The following is an 18502-nucleotide window of genomic DNA, read 5'->3' as shown; positions in this document are numbered from 1 at the left end:
TGGCATGGGGGAGAGGATTATTTTTTAAATCCAATTTTGAGTGCGTATGCATGCTCGCAGGGTTTTTCTTTCGGGAACCAGATCTGGAGCCCGTCCCCACTGCTTTCCCAGTCGAGTTTGCCGTCATGTCCGAGCAGTTCCACGGAAACCACTTCGGCGACGCGGGTGTTCATGGCGGTGATGTTTTCGAGTACAACCGGTTTTTTCTTGGCATTGGGCCAATCCATGACGAAAGCATAAAGGGTGTCGCCTTTGGTTACGTAGCGGATATCGCGTGACGTCAGCGCCGATTCGAGGTCGTGCGCGCCGATCTCTCCTTTGCCTTCGCCGAACATATACCACGGGCGGGTGCCGTAGATGGCTTCGCCGTTGACGTCGAACCATTCGCCGACGTTGTTCAACAGGTCGGTGGCTTCTTTGTCCAGTGTGCCGTCGGCCTTGATCGGAATGTTGAGCAGCATGTTGCCGTTCTTGGAGACAATGTCGATGATCTTGTCGACCACGAGGCCGGGCTTCATGTAGGGCTTGGCCGGGTTGTAGCCCCAGGAGCCGATCGAGTCGTCGGTCTGCCATGGCTTATCAAGAATCGAGGCGGCTTTGCCACGCTCGTAGTCGAGGGTGGCGATGCCGTCGGCGTAGAGGCCCTGCCATGGACGTTCTTTGATGGCCATGACGCCTTCGGGGCGCTGGTTGTAAAAGTGGGCGATGACATCCATGCCGGTTTTTCCTGCGTCGCTGCCGCGGAAGGGCACGGCGCAGTCGAAATAGAGGGTGTCTGGTTCATAATCGTCGATGAGCTGCTTGACGCGCTTGGCCCAGAGGTTGCGCCATTCCGCCGGAGCATCGTAGGGTGCGCGCGGATGCGTGCTTTGTCCGTCGTTGGATGGATAGAGTCCTTTGGCCTTACCTTGCGCTCCATCGTAGGGGACGCCTTTTTTCGGTCCCTTGGTGTCGGACTGGTTCGCGGTGTTGAGCCAGCTGTAGGAGCGCGATAGGTGGGTGGTCACGCCGAAGCGCAGGCCGGCTTTATGGGTGGCATTCTTCCATAAGCGGATAAGGTCTTTTTTCGGCCCCATGTTGACCGCGTTCCATTCCTGGTATTTGGAGTCCCACAGGTCGAAGTTATCGTGGTGCACGGCGCAGGGCGTGAAATATTTGGCGCCGGAGCGCTTGAAGAGTGCGAGCAGGGCATCGGGATCAAAGTTCTCGGCCTTCCACATTGGTATAAAGTCGGCATAGCCGAATTCGGAAGGATGGCCATAGGTTTTTATATGATGGGCATATTCGGGCGTGGTTTCGTCGTACAGCTTGCGTGCATACCATTCACCCTGCTCTGCAACGGAATAGGCGCCCCAATGCAGATAGATGCCAAATTTGGCGTCGCGGAACCAATCCGCGCATTCGTACTGCTGCAATGATTCGACGGTATTTACAAACTTGGGCGTTTCTTCTGCCGTGGCGGTGGAACAAAGAAGGGCTCCGATACTCGCTGCGGTTAAGCTGATAAATCCAGTTTTCATGCTCTCTCCTGTTCTAATGGGATAAAATTCATAGTCCTCATATATAAAGACTCCGCATGCAGGGTCATTTTATACGTTTCCCTGAAATAAAATTTGAAAACAGCTGTTCGTTGAATAATTCGTGTTGCAATGAAGTATCATTTTTCAACGGTAAAATTCCAAAGGTCGCCTTCGACGACTGATCCATCCAGCAAAACGGCATCGACGCGCCAGGTATAGGTTTGGCCTGCACGCAGTGCATCCGGATGCACGATGTTTGCATTGGATAATTCTACTTTGCCTTTATGGTCCTTCGCCGTGTTCATGAAGTTGACGATGTATTTATCGGCCTTATACGCACCAAGGAACATGAGGTCGGCATTCTTCTTTACGTTTGTCGCGCCGTCCGGAGGAACGGGGGATGAAGCTGCAGCTTCTTTGCGACCCGGTATCCAGTAGGTGGAATCGCCGGATTCATAGGCGCCGATGTCGGGCGCGTTTCCAAGGGTTGGAGGGAATTCGACGGTGATGGTTTCCGTGGGTTTATCGGCGTTGGTCAAGACGAAGCCGGCATCGATGATTTCTGAGCCGGGTTTGGGGCGGAAGTCGAGGTTGGCGGGATCGCGCAGATTTTCGCTTACTACACCTTCGCCCGTGATGTTGTTTTCAAGCTGCGCATTGATTTCCTCGTTGGGGTTTTTGGTGTTCCAGGCCACCATGATGTCGGCGAGCGTGTTGCAGGCTAAGGTGTTTTGGTTGTGAGGAGGTGTGTTGCCGTAGCCATTGGGCAGGGCGAAAAAGCTGTCGTGGAACGTATTGTTGAATAGCAGATGGTGATCGCCCTTGAACTTGCTGCCGCCGGAATCGAGGTTGAAAATCACATTGTTATGAACACTGCCGCCGGAGCCCATGCGCGATGTGGTGGAGTCGAAACGGATGCCCTGGCGATTGGTATCGTGCACCCAGTTGTAGCGAACCGTGGTGCCGGTCTGCGCGCCGGTTCCGATATTAATGGCGGAGCCGTCATGCTGGAGATTGCCCATATTCCACAACCGGTTGTATTCGACGATCGATCCTGTACCGGGTCGGATCCCTTCGGAGTTTCCGCCGGAATGCACGGTGTTACGGCGGATAATGGCGCCTTTTCCTCCGGGCACGGATCCACTCCCTCCACCGGAATTCACGTCCCACTCGATGTCGTGGATGTAGCAGTTTTCAATGATGCTGCCCGGGCTGTCGAGATTGATGGCAGGAGAGTTCGGGAAGGCGATTTCACAGTTGCGCAGCACGTTTCCAAAGGGGCCGTCACCCTCGTTTACGATATGCGTCATGAAGTTCTTTCCGGATTTCCGGCGGTTGTTTTTGTCCGTTGCCATATCGGAGTTGGTTTCATGAAACCAACTGAAGTCGCCGAGCATGAATTTGTGTGTGGAGGGATAGGTCAGGCTTCCATCTTCAATCACCACATGGTCGCACTCGTTCATGGAAAAGGTGCTGCCGAAAAATTCCACTCCTTGGAAAACGAGATGCGAACAGTCGATCAGTCGCAGGCTGAAGTCGCGTACCTTTCCAGAGATTGGAAGCTTGTTGGGATTCTGATCGCCCGCTGCACGGAGGTAGATGGTTTTGGTGCTGGCGTCGTACCACCATTCATTGGGACGGTCGAGCGCGGGAAGCCCGAGAATGTAGTAGGCGACATACTTGGACATACGGGTGCCGCCTGCATCGTATTTAAACCAGTCATCGCCGGCCTTATGCTTTGTGATCGGGCGGGCCCAGGTCAGCCAGTGGCCGATATTCAGAACAGCGATGGCATCGGTGAAATCGATACCCGTTTCGGCGAGCGTGGTTTGGTTGATGTCGCTGCGGACATTCAGTCGGACAGCACCCTCATCGCCCGAGTCGCCATCGTGTGATTCCGGATTCCGGTCGCAGATCACGCCGTCGGTGGTTTTTCCCAGATATGCCCCTTTTTTAAACGTTCGATCGGTGAAGCGCATGCTCTGCTCCATGCGCCAGATCGATCCATCCTCGAACGAGGCGTTGGGCCAACGAGCCACATAAATAAGGCTGCTGCCCGAAAAAAGCTGCCAGACCGGTTCGTTGAGCTTCATTTTATAGATGTTATTTTTCCACGGTGTCCATTTGGACGGGAGCTGGCGAGTGCCGTCCATGACGGCGCGTTCGCCGGGGAAGGGTTTGAATATCATGGGCATGTCCGCTGTGCCCCGGATGCCTTTAAGTACGGATTCGCACTGATAACGCCCGTTGCGCAACCAGCATGTATCACCGGGGGTCATGGCCTGAGCAGCCTGTTCAATGGTTTTAAACGGGCTTGTTTGGCTTCCATTATTCCGGTCGTTTCCCTCAGTGGGTGAAACGAAAAATTCGGCACCCTGCGCGGATACAGAGCATGAAAGGATAAAAATGCTAAGCAAACGAGATATGTAGTTCATCATAAATATTTAACACCCGTATTCGCCGAAAGTTTGATTTTAATCAAAGGTGGGTCTAATTCCCCGACGCTTGCGTCGTACATACTAAAACAGAAAACAACTTGATACCTCGCGGGCTTGCCCCGAGGAGCTTCATTTATATGGTTATCGGACGATTATTTTCCCGACGGCTGATCCGATGATTTGAACTCTGCAAAAGTACCGGGTTGATTGGCGAGCTGTTCCGCCAACTGTTTTTTCAGTTGCTGCAGTTTTTGAGCATACTCCGGATGGTTGGCCAGATTATTCTGCTCATTCGGATCTTTGGAGAGATCGTAGAGTTGGTCGACATCCCAATAGGCGGCATAGTTTTTCGGGATCTTCTTTTCAAGGCCGCGGCCACCGCGGGTAGAGGCAATGTGGTAGAGCGACTTGGGAGGTCCAGACGTTGGAAGATCAAGGTTGGCTTCGCGCTCGGGATGCACACGCCATGCTATATATTTAAATCCGTCTTTGATCACGGCGCGCGTGGAGCCGATCTGCAGATGAATGTCCTCGCGGTTAGACGTTTCTTTGCCTCTTAGAATATCGATAAAACTTTTGCCATCCATCATTGGATAACTGGCCGATGGAATGCCGCACAGTTCGTATACGGTGGGAGCAAAATCAATATTACCGAGTAGCTGCTCCGAGCGGCGGCCGCCCTTTAGATCTTTTGCCCAAACAAATGCCGGAACAAGCGCGCCGCCTTCGTAGAGCGCTCCCTTGGCCTCCATGCCGTTATCGACGAAGAAAAAGATGATGGTGTTGTCGAGCTCGCCCATGGCTTCAAGTTTAGAAACGATGGCATTGATGCCATCGTCGAGCCAGAGCGCATCGGCGTGATCCCCGATGACATCAATGCCTGCGGCTTCGAGCCTTTTAGGAATGGTGTCTCTGCCCGGTTGAACGTTCAGCGCCTTTTCCAGCACGCCAGCAGGCGTGAAGCTGGGATTCGCTGAATATTTATGTCCGGCTGGGCCCGGGCCATGGTTAAGCGTCGTGCAGAAGTGCAGGTAGAACGGCTTGTCCTGTTTTGCTGCCAGATCAAGGAAGTCGAGTCCGCCCTTAGTGATCCAGTCCATGTTGTGTGCTTCCATTTTGATAGGCATATGACCGGGTACATTGCCGGCATAAATGCTGGCCGCATAATCAAATCCATTGTTCAGCACGCTTTGTACTTCGAGGGCCTGCTTTTCCTGAAGAAAGGCCTGCGTTTTGGCATCGAATGGATCCGCATCACGGAATTCCTTTATGCTCAGCGTCTTGATTGCCTCGTCGTGCAGTACATGGTTTTTACCGGAAAAGCCCGTGAAATAACCATTGGCTTTGAGCACGCTGCCCATGTTCGCTTTGCCCGGTGTGACATGAACGTTGAAGTGCGGGTTAGGCTGGTTGCCGTATTCCTTCATGTCGTTGAGGAAGCCCTTGTCCGTGCTGCGGCTCGGATATTCGCCAGTCAGCACGCTGTAGCGGCTGGGGGTGCAAACGGTTGAGGTGGCATACATACGATCTAGGATGATGCCCTCGTTAGAGAGGCGGTCGATGGTTGGCGTCAGGTTGAGCGGATTTCCCTTCTTGTCCTGGCCTTCGTGTAAAAAATTGAATTCCGAACGCCACTGGTCATCGGAAACAATGAACAGGATGTTCGGGCGCTCTGCTATTGCGAAGCTTGCACTGAAAATCGAGCAAACGGCCAATACGCCTGCAATGTTTCTACGGTTTGTCATAAAAGGGATCCTTGGTTTTATTAAATCAGTCAAAAAATGAAATACCGCAACACGTTGTGAATTTGATCCTTTTTTCAAACGGTTTGTTAAAAAACGTCAAAATGTCGACTTTGGTTGGGATTTACACCTACACAGTAACGTTTCTATGCCAACAAGAGGGGTCATGATGAAGTTGATGAGTACCATGGGCAGCATTCTGCTCGGAAGCAGTGTTTTGTCGGCACAGGCTACGGATTATTATGTTTCGACAACCGGAACGAATGATCCTTCGGGCGGGGCGATGGGTGCGCCGTTTGCAACCATTTCCTTTGCTGTAACGCAAATGGGAGCAGGCGACAGCTGCTTCATCCGAGGTGGGCGCTACCACGAGGAGATCACGGTTTCCAATACGGATGACCTGACCTTTTTTGCCTACAACGATGAAACCGTGATTCTTGATGGCTCCGCTGCGATTACGAACAACTGGACGCCGCATTCTGGAAACATTTACAAGACCACGTTGACTGCAGCTATTTGGCAGCTGTTCGCTGACGGTGAAATGATGATTCCGGCACGCTGGCCGAATGCCGATCCGAACATTGATTTCTGGGAACAGTGGGAATCCGACCATTGGGGGGAGGGGCGAGCCCCTCGAAATTCCGTAGCGCCCACCAACAGCAATGGTGTTTTCTATGACAAGCCGCATAGCGACATTGATCTGGCCGCATCGGGACTCAACATTAGCAATGCGATTGCCGTGCTTAATGTGGGCAGCTTCAGGACATGGACGCGGGTGGTTGATTCGCACGTGCCCGGATCCAATATGTTTACGCACGCGCCCGTCTCTTCCGGGGGATATAAGGACAAGGAGCATTATTATTTTGTTGTGGGCAAGCTGGAGCTGCTCGACGCTGAAAATGAATGGTTTTTCGATACGGCCACATCAAACCTATATGTTTGGGTCCCCGGCGGCGGAAATCCGGCGGCACTGGAAATCAAGGGCAAGAAAACGACCTACTGCTTTACCGCCACTGATTGTGATGACCTGCTAGTCTCCGGAATCGATTTTTTTGCAGGCACCTTTAATCTGGACGGTTGCCTGCGTGCACGGGTTGAAAATGGAGAACTGACTTATCCGAGCTGCACCCGCCGTATGTTACGCATCATTGAGACGCCCCAGACGACCCAGGTGAACAGCGATTTCGCCGAGGTCTACAATTGCACGTTCGCCTATACGGACGGACATGGTATCTCGGTGAGCGGTGATGACAGCACGATTGAAAACTGCTATTTCCACCACATCGACTACAGCTGCTCCGAGCTTCCGTCCGTGATGCCAGCACTCAACATTAGCGGAGACCGCGTTACCTTCCGGCACAATACGCTGCATAGTTTCGGAGCATCGGTCGGGCTGTTGCAGGGCAATGTGGGAACGACAGAATACAATAATTTCTACAACGGAGGCTACAAGCAGCACGACGGTGCCATGGTGCAGGTGTTGGTTGCTAAACAAACTGACGCTAACATTGGCTGGAACTGGGTACACGACTGGTCTCGCCTGGGCATTCGCTTCGACGGCTCCGGCGGAATCGGCGGCCGGGTTCATCATTCGGTCGGTTGGGGGCCGAACATGAATTCCACCGTTTTCATCGGCAACCACGAGAACAACGAGATCATCAACAACTCCGGGATCTACAGCTCGGCCCGGCCGGAGATTGTGGTGGAGTCCGCCCCGTATGGGGATCTGCCGATGCCAGCCAATACCAACACGATTACGCGCAACAATTTTGCCCGCCAGATTGCGGGGACAACGACAGACGGATCCCCCGTTCCGGGAATTTACGATCATAATTGGGATGGATATGACCTCGGTATGGATATACGCACCCAGCTGCGCGATCCCGACAACCTTGACTACCGTCCAATCCCCGGGGCCGACATTGTCGATGCCGGTGTTGTTTATCCGGGCGTGACCGATGGCTATGTCGGTGATGCGCCGGACATCGGCGCCTATGAATATGGGGCGTCCAATTTCTGGATTGCGGGCCACAAGGCGGCGGCGGCTTCCATGCCGATTCCCCCGGAAGGCACGACCGATGCCAAGGGTTCCGCCTCGCTGATTTGGCAGCCTGCCCTGGACGCCACTTCGAGCGAGGTCTATCTGGGCACTGATTCTAATTCCGTGGCGAATGCCACACCCGCCTCGCCGGAGTTTAAGGCGAATGTGGGAAACAATATTTATGATCCGCTCGGCCTGTTTGCGCAGCCCTACTACTGGCGCATCGATTCCGTTACTCCGACCGGCACCGTGACCGGCGAAGTCTGGTCGTTCACGCCTGCCAGCGCGACGGTGCAGGCGCCCGGCATCGTCAATACAGCGGCGGAAAATGTGTCAACCAACTCGGCGATCCTCGGCGGGCAGATCACCGATGGCGGTACGGGTTCCAGGGTCTGGATCCACTGGTGGAGCGACGGCGGAGCAACCAACGTGGTTGATATGGGCGCGCAGTCCTACACCTTTGCCCTGCCTCTTTCCGGGCTTCCGAGCGGCACGCTCCATAACTACCGCTGCTATGCGGAAAACAGCTATGGCTCCAGCTGGGCCGCCCCGGTTGAAACCTTCACCACGATTTCGTTGGCCATTCCGCCGGAAGTCATAAACTCCCCCGCCGAAAACATAACGACTAACTCGGCAACGATTGGCGGACAGATCACGAATGGAGCGTCGGATTCCGAGGTGAGTATTCATTGGTGGGCCGACGGCGGAGCAACCAATATTATTGGCATGGGGATTCAAGCGAACAGCTTCTCGACGAATCTCTTGATCCTCTCCAGCGACACGCTCTACAACTACCGCTGCCAGGCGGCCAATGCGCATGGCACCAACTGGGCACCGACGGTGAGCAGCTTTATGACGGATACGGTTGTTGATCCATCCTCCAAGGTCGCCGTGGTGCATATTCCGGTCTCCGACGACTCGTGGGTGCAGGTTCCTGTCAACGATACGGTCAACCATGGGGCTGAAACCATCATCAAGATTCGCGGAACCACCCGCTTTGGCTACCTGAAATTCGATACCGGCGATTTGGATGACGCATTGTTTGATTCGGCCCGCGTTTTCATCCGCACAACGGAGTACATCACCAATGCACTGATGCACAGCGTGAGCAGCAACGATTGGGCGGAAGGAACCATCGTGGGAATCAATGCCCCTGTGCGCGGTCCGGCCATCGATACGGTGGAACACAGGGTTGCCGATGAGTGGGTCGAGTTCGACACGACAAGCTGGATCACCAACAAGGGCGTTTGGACGGTGGGGATGTCCTCGCCGATCACGGATGCGCTCGACTGGTATTCCAAGGAGTCGGGCAGCGTCCCATACCTCGCGGTGAGCTATATTTCCGACACGGCCGATCTGAACACCAACAATATTCCCGACTGGTGGGAAACGGACTACTTTGGACACATCGTCGACAACACCGATGCCGATCTCGACGGCGTCGACAATTTTGGAGAATATGTCGCCGACACGGATCCAACCAATTCGAACTCCGTCTTTGCGGTTTCGGGGAGTCCGACCAATACGGTGGAATTTGCGCTGTCGTTCCTGACCTCGACCAACCGGAACTATGCGGTTGAGATGTCTGAAAACCTGGTTTCCAATGTTTGGAACACCGCAACCAACCTGGTTCCAGGGACTGGACACACGGTCGATTTACCGCTGCCGGCAACTGAACAGGAAAGCTTCTACCGGGTCGAAGTAAGCATCCCGTAGGGCAAGGAGTATTCATGAAAAAAGCTATGCTGATTGCTTTGGTTTTGTTTGCAGGACCGTTCGCGGTTCAGGTGAAGGCGGTTTTGCTTGCTTACGAAGGGTTTGATTATGTCGCGACAACGGGGCCGGATCAGGTCGAGGGACTGAATGGCGGAAGCGGCTTCGGCAGTGCATGGGTTAACAGCCAGCCCGATACCGGAGATGCCAACTTCAGTATAGTTTCGGGTGGCGATTCATGGGGCGGCCTGGGCATTGCCGGCAACCGGCTGAAACGCACGAGCACCGGTGGAACGGAATATCTGGCCCGCCCGCTTTCGGGGGATTTGGATGCCGCGCCCGAGTTGTGGTTCAGTGTGATCATCCGGCCGTCGCAAAATGAAGGCTTTGCCATTGCCGGGAGTGCTCTGGCTGAAGACGGAAGTGCGCCGGACAATACGGTCGACGGCAACGCCGGCTTCGGGTTCGTCAATTCGGATAATATCAATCTGGTGGCGGCGGTATGGAATAATGCGGGAGCCAGGCTGGACGGAACCTCCCTGCTGCTGACCGGCGTCGATATTTCGCAGTTTATTGTCGGTAAAATTTCCTTCAACAGCGGCGGTTCCGGAGAAGATGTGCTGTCGCTCTATTCGGTGGGAACCGACCTCGTTCTTCCCGGAGTGCCCGGAGCAACCGTTCAAGCCGATTTGGATGAGACGGTCCTGGATACGCTAACCATCGAATCCAACCGCGGCCCCGGGTACGACGAAATCCGGATTGGAACCAGCTATGCCGATGTGACCCCCGGGTTACTGCCAGTGGGCGATTATTATGTGGCGACGAACGGGAGCGACTCCGCCAGCGGAAGCCTTGAAGCTCCTTTCGCGTCGATTCAGCATGCCGTGGACACGATGTCCCCGGGCAGCACGGTTTATGTGCGCGGCGGGCGCTATCATGAAGAGGTATCCATCGACACTGCAGTGGGGTTGGAGGAGGGATCTTTCTGCATCCGGAACTATCCCGGAGAGCAGCCGGTGATTGATGGAACGATTCCAATCCTTGGAACCTGGACGCCCACTAACCTGAACGGCCATTCGGTTTGGGTGACGTCCGTGGAGCAGGATATCTGGCAGCTGTTTGTGGACGATCGCATGCAGGTGGTGGCTCGCTGGCCGAATGTGACGGTTGGGCATCCGTGCGATCCCATCCAGCTTCAGGACGACGATTGCACGCCGGTTGAAGGTACCTGGTGGGACATCGGCACGTGGGGCGATATGGACAGCTCGTGGAATGCCGCCGGGATTTTGACCAACAATGCGGCGGCGCACGACCTGGCCGGCGAGGGCGTCAGTTTTGCGGGCGGATCGATTGTTCTGAACTTCCATTCAGAATCGCAGTTTTCGAGGAATATCCTAACCCATGAGGCGGGAAGCAATGTGCTGGTTCACGAACCGGTCGTGAACCCGTACGACAAGGGATCCGGCCCGTTCCTGATTGAGCACCTCAATGCGCTGGATATTCCGGGCGAGTGGTATTACGACATGGACAGTGGCCTGGTCTATTTCTGGCCGTTGGATGGATTGGATCCCAACAACCTGAATCTCTTCGGCAAGACGATCTCCTACGGCATCACGATGCGCGACAGTCAATATGTCTCGATCGAAAATATTGATTTCTTCGCTTCCACCGTGGACATCATGGACAGTGAATACATCACCATCGACGATTGTAAGTTTTCGTATCCGACCTGGTTTCGGCGCATGCTTAGCGAACATACCTATAATATGGCGGGCGCCCCGCTATCGGCCCGCCCGGAACCGATGGGCGAGGGCGGAACCTTTTTTCAAGGCAACTCTGGCGGATCGTACAATACCCTCAGAAATTGCATCTTTGAATATTCGGATGGTCTTGTGGATATGTACAACGGCTATGGCAACGTGGTTGACAACAACCTCTTCCACCACTGGAGTTTTACGGGCATGGCGTCCTATATACTCAATATGAACTCCAGCCCGGAGAGCGTGCAGCGCCGCAACACCTTCCACACGAATGGCTCCAAGGTGATGTCGAAGCATTCGGGGGCGGATGTGGAATATTCGCGGGCCTCCTGGTTTGGTTATTTCCAGATGGATGGCAGTGCATGGCAGTGCGCCGGCGGCGACGGATGGGGCGGGCCGAGCGATGGGTTGCGCCGCCACCATAACTGGCATCACCAGGCCATGAAGAGCGGGTTCCGCTGGGATGGGTTCGATGGGTATAATGGGTGGAACGATCATGTGGTTTCGTGGAATGTTCCGAGTTCGTTGATGATCAAGGGCGACTATCATCAGACGCATAACAACACGAGCTTTCAGTTGCACGATCCGGTCGACAACGCGATGCGCGTGCTCGACGACAACGAGTCGGTTCCCTTGGAGGAGCGAAACGCCAACAGCCACACTTACAATAATCTGGCCGAAAGTATTTCTGGCGCGCGCAGCGGGTATGTGCCCCTGAACGGGCATGAGGCGGGAAACTGGAACGGTTATCTGCACACGACGCCCGGCGATACGGCGGATAAACAATTGCGCGACCCGGCCAATCTGGACTTCCGGCCGAAGGAGGGCTCTGTCTTGATCGACGCCGGGGTTGTGGTGACCGACTTGATCACCCCGATGCCGCCGCAGGCCACCGTTCTGGCCGACATCACCGAAGGCTATCTCGGCAGCGCCCCTGACATTGGCGCGTATGAATATGGCGATACTCATTATTGGATTCCGGGTTATCAGTCGGCGGAGGCGAGCACGCCGGTTCCGCCCGACGGTTCCACCACCGTTAAGCCGGACGCTGACCTGATGTGGCTCGAGGGGCGCGACTCTGTTTCGCATAATGTCCATTTCGGCACCAATTCCGGCAGCCTTGCGTTCCTGACCAACCAGACGAACAATATTTTTGATCCGGGCGAACTGCTGGCTGATCAACGTTATTACTGGAGGGTTGATACTGTCACGGCAACGGGAACGGTTACCGGAGCCGAGTGGAGCTTTGTTCCCGGTGAACCGGTTTTCCTTGCCTACAAGCGACTGGTTCCCGATGGCGATACCTATGTTGCCATGGAGACTCCGGATGCGAATTTCGGAGCGTCTGAAACCATTGCCATGGCGAGCTACGTGGACCTGACCTATGTGCGCCACGGATATATGAGGTTTGATGTCGATGTAACCAACCCGGTGGTTTCCGCAACCCTGAACATACGCAACACCGATGGCGCAACGGCGGGCAATGTGGGCATCCTCACCATGACCGATACCTCGTGGAATGAGATGACAATGACCTGGAACACAAAACCGGACATCGATGGTGTTTTGCTCGATCGGCAGGATGTCGTTGGCGGGACGTGGCAGGCGTTCGATGTCAGTGGCGGCGTAACTGCCGACGGATTGGTTTCCTTCGGCCTCATCCGCGACCCCGGCGACAGCCGCCGTTCCGTGCTCAGCCGCGAAAGCGCATATCCTCCCGTGCTTGAAATCGAGTATCAGATCACCGAGGAGGAAATGGGCTATCCGCCCGTTGCTCCGCAGAACCTTGTCGCAGCGGGACGGGAAAATCAGATCAACCTCAAGTGGGATGCCAATGAAGAACCTTTCGTTGTTGGTTACTACATTTATCGGACCGACTATCTCGACGATGATTTTGTTCAGTTGAATCCGATCGTTGTCACCACGCCGTCGTATACCGATACAGATGTCCAGCTTGGTGTGACCTACTATTACAAAGTGCGGGCGCTTGATCAATTTGGACGGTTTTCCTCCGGCTCAACCTACGTCAACGCGTCTCCGCTCGAAGCGGGCTCGTTCAACTGGGTTGAACTGACCTACGATGATTTCGAAGACGGTTTCGGCAGTTATACCGATGGTGGTTTGGACTGCATGCTGTATACCTCGACGGATCCGCTCACAAACTATGCGCATCAGGGAGTCAGCGCTGTCAATGTTCAGGTTAGCGGAGAGGCGGCCTCGTTCTTTCACACGGAAGGAATCGATGTGCATGCGCCGGACTATCAGCAGATCAAGGTGGAATTCTGGTTCATGCCAATCAGCATGGACTCGGGCGGTCCCGACGGCTTCCTCGTTCAATATTATGACGGAAGCGAATGGCAAACGGTTCGCGAATATGTGACGGAGATTGATTTCACCAACAGTGTGTTCCAGTTTGAGGAAGTGATCATTGATGAGTTCGACTATAACTTCCACGCCGACATGAAGATCCGCTTCATGTGCGATGCGAACGGAGGCGGCGACGATGTCTATTTCGACGAGATTCGCGTCACCGCCGCCGAAGCCGCGGGGGCTGAGTCGCCTTACGAATTGTGGGGCAGCGAGTATGGATTGAGTAGCACTGATGCCGACTATCTGGCCGACCCGGATGGCGACGGACTCGTCAATCTGGCGGAATACGGATTGGGCGGGATTCCAACCAATGGAAGTATTGATGCGGCCATTCTACCAACCTTTGGAAAAGTCGAAGAGGGCGGGACGAACTGGATGGAATACATCTATCGCCGCCGCACCGATGCCGCAGTGCGCGGACTCGGCTACACGGTCGAATCCACCACCAGCTTGCTTTCCAATGATTGGAACACAGGCGGTGTGATCGATGCCGGTTCCGGCCCGCTCGAAACCGGATTCGAAGTCGTCACCAACCGTATCTCAACCGAGTTCGAAACCAACCAGTTTATTCGCCTGCGCATTTCAATCGAGTAGTATGCGCCGGTCATATCCGCACCAATATTTATAAAATTCAGGCCGTTTCGTCTGTCAAGATGGATGTTGAGTGCTGTTCTTATGCGTGCTACAACCAGCCTAACTTTTAATGATGATAAGGAGAACGTGATGAGGCCTGGAAAGTATGTTTGCGGGGGAAGGATTGTGCTGAATCGCCGCGGGGTATGTGCCGCTGTGCTGGTTTGCTGGGCATTGTCAACGACGGTGTTTGCGGGCGACTGGATGGGTTTTCGCGGGCCCGGCGGGCAGGGCAAGGCGGAGGCCAAGGGGCTGCCGTCGACGTGGGATTCCAAAAAGAATGTGGTGTGGAAAACCAATCTTCCAGGCCCGGGAACCTCAAGTCCGGTCATTCTGGGAAACAAGGTTTTTGTGACCTGCTACTCCGGTTATGGGGAGACCATCGAAAATCCGGGCGAGCTGGAAGGGCTGAAGCGGCATCTGGTCTGCGTCGACCGCACCTCCGGAACGGTTTTGTGGGACAAGACGTTTAAAGCCAAAATGCCAGAATCGAAGTATAGCGGAGGCAAAAATAATACCTGGCACGGGTATGCTTCGAGCACGCCGGTGACCGATGGCGAGCGGTTGTATGTCTTCTTCGGGATCTCGGGGGTCTATGCCTTTGATCTGGACGGCAATGTGCTTTGGCAGGCCGATCTCGGCTCCGAGACGCATGGCTGGGGGTGCGGAACCTCGCCGGTGCTCTTTAAGGATTTGGTGATTGTGAATGCCAGTGTTGAAAGTAAATCCATGGTTGCCTTGAACAAGAAGACCGGCAAGGAAGTCTGGACGGTCACCGGGGTTTCCAAATGCTGGAGCTCCCCGATGCTGGTCGATGTGGACGGCAAGCAGGAACTCGTGCTGAACCTGCCGGGTTCGGGGAAGGTAAAAGAATCCAAATTAACGGGATTTGATCCGGCAACGGGCAAGGTGCTGTGGAGCTGTGCCGGTCCGCCGGATGGCTATCTCTGCCCCAGTGCTGTTTCTCACGACGGTGTTGTTTATGCGATCGGTGCCCGCAAGAACACCGCCATTGCGGTGCGTGCCGGCGGTCGGGGCGACGTGGACGAGAGCCACGTTCTCTGGAGCGTTCGAGAGGGCTCGAATGTCACCTCCCCGGTATACCTCGACGGCTACCTCTACTTTATGCACGAAAAAGGATCGGCACTCTGTCTGGATGCGAAAACCGGCGAAGTGGTCTACAAGGAAAAGTTGGAACCTTCATCCGGCCTGATCTATTCGTCGATGCTGGCGGCCGACGGCAAGCTCTACGCCCCGTCGCAACACAACGGCACCTATGTCGTTGCGGCCAAGCCCGAGTTCGAGCTGCTGGCGGTCAACACGTTCCAGGACGACGACTCGCGGGTGAATGCTTCCGTTTCCGTCTCGAACAACCAGTTGCTCATGCGGACCGACAAAGCCATCTACTGTATCGGCCAGTAGCGCGGCGAGCCGTCCCCACCTTGGAAGGAATGAAACCTTCTGCTAACGTATCTCCCTAATGAGCGACGACTATTCAGAACTTGAACAGGAACTGGGTGAACGGCTTCCAGACCTTGGAAACCTCTACGAATCAACCACGGATGGGGATTATGAATATCTCCGTCCTATTCTTGATTCGTTGCGGAATGAAAAGGGACACTATACTGATGAAACCTTCGTCAGTGCAGGCGGGGAAAAGCGCATCTTCAAGGTGCGCGACCTGCGGACGGATAGGATTGTTGCATTGGCCAAGCCGCTTGAAGATGCTTCGGAGGAGCAGAAAGAACAGTTTCTTCGCGAAGGCCGGCTTACCGCCTGTCTGCAACACCCCAACATCCTGTCGGTTCATGATGAAGGACTTGATGCGGACGGCAATCCTTTCTTTACGATGGAATATGTCCATGGCGACACGTTGAAGGAGATCATTCGAAAACTGCAAGCCGGGGATGAAAGTTATATCCGCCGTTTTCCGCTGCCCCGATTGCTGGAGCTGTTTGTGAAGATATGTGATGCGGTAGCCTATGCCCATTCCCGCGGCGTCCTGCACCTTGATATCAAGCCATCAAATATTTTCGTGGGGCCCTATGGTGAAGCGCTGCTGTGCGACTGGGGGCTGGGCAAGGTGCTACGAAATGAAGCCAATGTAAATGCTGTGGACGTGCCGGTGGAGGAGCTGCCCAATGGCGACATTCTCAATGATCTCACCAAAACAGGATTCGTGAAGGGTACGCCCGGATTTATGGCTCCGGAGCAGGTGGTATCGCACGGCAAGGTTTCGACGCGTAGCGATATCTATTCGCTGGGAGCGCTATTATATTTCATGTTGGTCTACCGCCCGCCGGTATCCGGGGAGTCCATGTTGGAAGTCGCCGAGTTGACGCTTAATGGAAACATTAAACCGCCGTCGAAAGCGGTATACGGTCGGCATGTTTCTTCTGGCCTTGAAGCGGTGGTAATGAAAGCGCTGGCACTCGATCCGGCGGATCGCTACCAAAGCGTGCAGGCGTTCCGCGACGAGCTTGACCGGTTCCTAATGGGCTTCGCCACCGAGGCGCAGGATGCCGGGTGGGTGGTTCAAGCGGGGTTGCTGATCAAAAGGCGGCCATTTGCCTTCCGTGTGGCCCTGATTTCCTTCTTCCTTCTTCTCTTGGTTGGGGTTGGTGCTTTTTTCAGGGTGCTGGGCGAGAAGCGGGAGGCAGAGGCCGCCCGCAACGAGGCCCAGCGGAACCTGGTGCTGTATAAGCAGGAAACCGAGGTCTCGATGGCCCTTTCCGATAGTATTCGCGCCACGGCATTAGATTTTATCAACGATGAAGACTTTCTCAATGCACCCGGCAAGATCAAGGCGATCACGAGCCATTTGCAGCAAGAGACCGACCCGGGAAATCGGCAGGTAATGCTGGAGTATTTGGCGTTGCTCCATTTCGTGGTGCAGGATTTTCGTCAAGCCGGGGAGTGCTTTAGCCGGATTCAGGTCAGCAAGCGGTACGAAGCCTGCCGCGATCTCGCCTTGCAGTATGGGGCGAACAAATCCGACCATGAATGGTTGAATGCCGAGGAAATGGTGGCGTTGCTCAATGAGGTCAAGCGCCACATCCGGTATGTGGCCTACTATATGGCCTACTATTATTTCAGTGAGCATCCGAGAATGTCTGCGGAGGAGCTTCTCCCCGTGGTCGAGGTGATGCTCGATACGCTTAACAACCTTTCCTATACCGAAAAGTCGATGAGTCGCCTGGAGCTGACTTCAAGAGACCAGGGGCTACATTTATCCCTTTCGGGCGAACCCTATTCCATTTTCATCATGCCGATCCCTGTGCCGATCCGGCAGGCCAATGTACTTCGGCCGCTCAAGCTGCATTCGTTGGATCTGAGCCGTTCGGGGCTCACCGATCTTGAGCGCATTAACGGCATGCTGGTTGATGAGTTGAATATTGCCGGACTGGAGGATATTCCCGTTTATAAATTCTATATTTTCGAGCGGCTCAAGGTGAGGAAGGTGTTCCATTCGCTGGAACATCCCGACAAATATCTGCGCAAGCATGCACCGCAGGTGGAGTTTGTGCGGGTGGAAAACAGCATGTAGTCGCGCCTTTAGGCGACTTCTGCGGACTGGCCGCCTAAAGGCGGGACTACGTACCTTATCTTATTCCAAATCGAGCTTCAGTTCCTCGAGCTCGGTGTTGAAGCGGCTCTTCACGCGCGACTTGAGCGTGTTGACAGTACTGATGGAAAGACCGGTTTTTTCGGATACCTCTTCGGTTGAAAGCCCGGTAATGCTGAGCCGGAATACCCGGATCGCGTTGTCGGAAAAGAGCGATTCAATGTTTTTCAGCGCCAGGTTGGTCAGGTGGATCCGCCACTCTTTTTCTTCAATTTTATCGATGTCCGGCAGGCGGATATTGTCCAGATAACTCAGGGTGGCGTCGTTGGCCGCTTTTTCTTCGCGGGCAACCCTCCGCTTGCTCGAGCGAATAAACTGGAGCACCTCATTCTTGGTGATGGTGCTCAGATAGCTGCGGAAGCGGGTGATCTTGTTGATGTCGAGCTGTGGCAGGTGCTTCCAGAGCTTGATCATGATTTTCTGGTGGATATCGGCCGCATCGGCCTCGGATATATTCATGTTGCGGATCACGGCATAGATGTACCGCTTGTAGATCTCAATAAACTCTTCCCACGCCCGTTCGTTCTGCTGATCCTGCACGCGGGCAATCAGCGTCTTGCGGGTGGCATATTGGTCGTTCGAGCCTTTTATCATGTCATCGATCATATCAATGAAACGCCACATTGCAGGTTTTTTATACGAAAAGACATTTTTTTCGTA

General features: G+C 54.5%; 8 protein-coding genes. 4 read left to right on the top strand and 4 right to left on the bottom strand.

Annotated elements, in window-relative coordinates; all coding sequences use genetic code 11:
* Nucleotides 1-17: 17 nt before the first annotated feature.
* The 3 genes from SCARR_RS25965 to SCARR_RS25955 form a co-directional block, all read right to left on the bottom strand.
* Nucleotides 18-1520: an alpha-L-fucosidase gene (locus tag SCARR_RS25965; protein WP_136065312.1), complete on the bottom strand. Its 1503-nt coding sequence runs from the start codon at nucleotides 1518-1520 to the stop codon at nucleotides 18-20.
* Between the two features lie 137 nt (nucleotides 1521-1657).
* Complete coding sequence (locus SCARR_RS25960; RefSeq protein WP_168433628.1) at nucleotides 1658-3799, bottom strand: right-handed parallel beta-helix repeat-containing protein; 2142 nt, start codon at nucleotides 3797-3799, stop codon at nucleotides 1658-1660.
* A 311-nt stretch (nucleotides 3800-4110) separates the two neighbouring features.
* Nucleotides 4111-5703, bottom strand: coding sequence for a sulfatase family protein (locus tag SCARR_RS25955; RefSeq protein ID WP_136065308.1), 1593 nt, complete (start codon nucleotides 5701-5703; stop codon nucleotides 4111-4113).
* A 163-nt stretch (nucleotides 5704-5866) separates the two neighbouring features.
* Between SCARR_RS25955 and SCARR_RS25950 the strand changes: the two genes are divergently transcribed.
* The 4 genes from SCARR_RS25950 to SCARR_RS25935 all read left to right on the top strand — a co-directional run bounded on the left by SCARR_RS25950 (nucleotide 5867) and on the right by SCARR_RS25935 (nucleotide 17764).
* Complete coding sequence (locus tag SCARR_RS25950; RefSeq protein WP_136065306.1) at nucleotides 5867-9457, top strand: CBM96 family carbohydrate-binding protein; 3591 nt, start codon at nucleotides 5867-5869, stop codon at nucleotides 9455-9457.
* 14 nt (nucleotides 9458-9471) lie between these two features.
* Nucleotides 9472-14178, top strand: coding sequence for a CBM96 family carbohydrate-binding protein (locus SCARR_RS25945; protein WP_136065304.1), 4707 nt, complete (start codon nucleotides 9472-9474; stop codon nucleotides 14176-14178).
* Between the two features lie 129 nt (nucleotides 14179-14307).
* Nucleotides 14308-15639: an outer membrane protein assembly factor BamB family protein gene (locus tag SCARR_RS25940; RefSeq protein ID WP_168433627.1), complete on the top strand. Its 1332-nt coding sequence runs from the start codon at nucleotides 14308-14310 to the stop codon at nucleotides 15637-15639.
* Between the two features lie 58 nt (nucleotides 15640-15697).
* Complete coding sequence (locus SCARR_RS25935) at nucleotides 15698-17764, top strand: serine/threonine protein kinase (protein WP_136065300.1); 2067 nt, start codon at nucleotides 15698-15700, stop codon at nucleotides 17762-17764.
* 60 nt (nucleotides 17765-17824) lie between these two features.
* Here the strand turns inward: SCARR_RS25935 and SCARR_RS25930 are convergent, their stop codons facing one another.
* Nucleotides 17825-18448, bottom strand: coding sequence for an RNA polymerase sigma factor (locus SCARR_RS25930; RefSeq protein WP_222846474.1), 624 nt, complete (start codon nucleotides 18446-18448; stop codon nucleotides 17825-17827).
* Nucleotides 18449-18502: the final 54 nt, after the last annotated feature.

Source organism: Pontiella sulfatireligans, from assembly GCF_900890705.1.
Classification (GTDB): Bacteria; Verrucomicrobiota; Kiritimatiellia; order Kiritimatiellales; family Pontiellaceae; genus Pontiella; species Pontiella sulfatireligans.
Note: the sequence above shows the minus strand (reverse complement) of the source record. Positions and strands in the feature narration are given on the sequence as shown.

What these genes read in the sequence shown, in the direction of transcription:
- SCARR_RS25965 (WP_136065312.1), bottom strand. Translation starts at nt 1,520, where the DNA reads ATGAAAACTGGATTTATCAGCTTAACCGCAGCGAGTATCGGAGCCCTT.
- SCARR_RS25960 (WP_168433628.1), bottom strand. Translation starts at nt 3,799, where the DNA reads ATGACCCCCGGTGATACATGCTGGTTGCGCAACGGGCGTTATCAGTGC.
- SCARR_RS25955 (WP_136065308.1), bottom strand. Translation starts at nt 5,703, where the DNA reads ATGACAAACCGTAGAAACATTGCAGGCGTATTGGCCGTTTGCTCGATT.
- SCARR_RS25950 (WP_136065306.1), top strand. Translation starts at nt 5,867, where the DNA reads ATGATGAAGTTGATGAGTACCATGGGCAGCATTCTGCTCGGAAGCAGT.
- SCARR_RS25945 (WP_136065304.1), top strand. Translation starts at nt 9,472, where the DNA reads ATGAAAAAAGCTATGCTGATTGCTTTGGTTTTGTTTGCAGGACCGTTC.
- SCARR_RS25940 (WP_168433627.1), top strand. Translation starts at nt 14,308, where the DNA reads ATGAGGCCTGGAAAGTATGTTTGCGGGGGAAGGATTGTGCTGAATCGC.
- SCARR_RS25935 (WP_136065300.1), top strand. Translation starts at nt 15,698, where the DNA reads ATGAGCGACGACTATTCAGAACTTGAACAGGAACTGGGTGAACGGCTT.
- SCARR_RS25930 (WP_222846474.1), bottom strand. Translation starts at nt 18,448, where the DNA reads ATGATCGATGACATGATAAAAGGCTCGAACGACCAATATGCCACCCGC.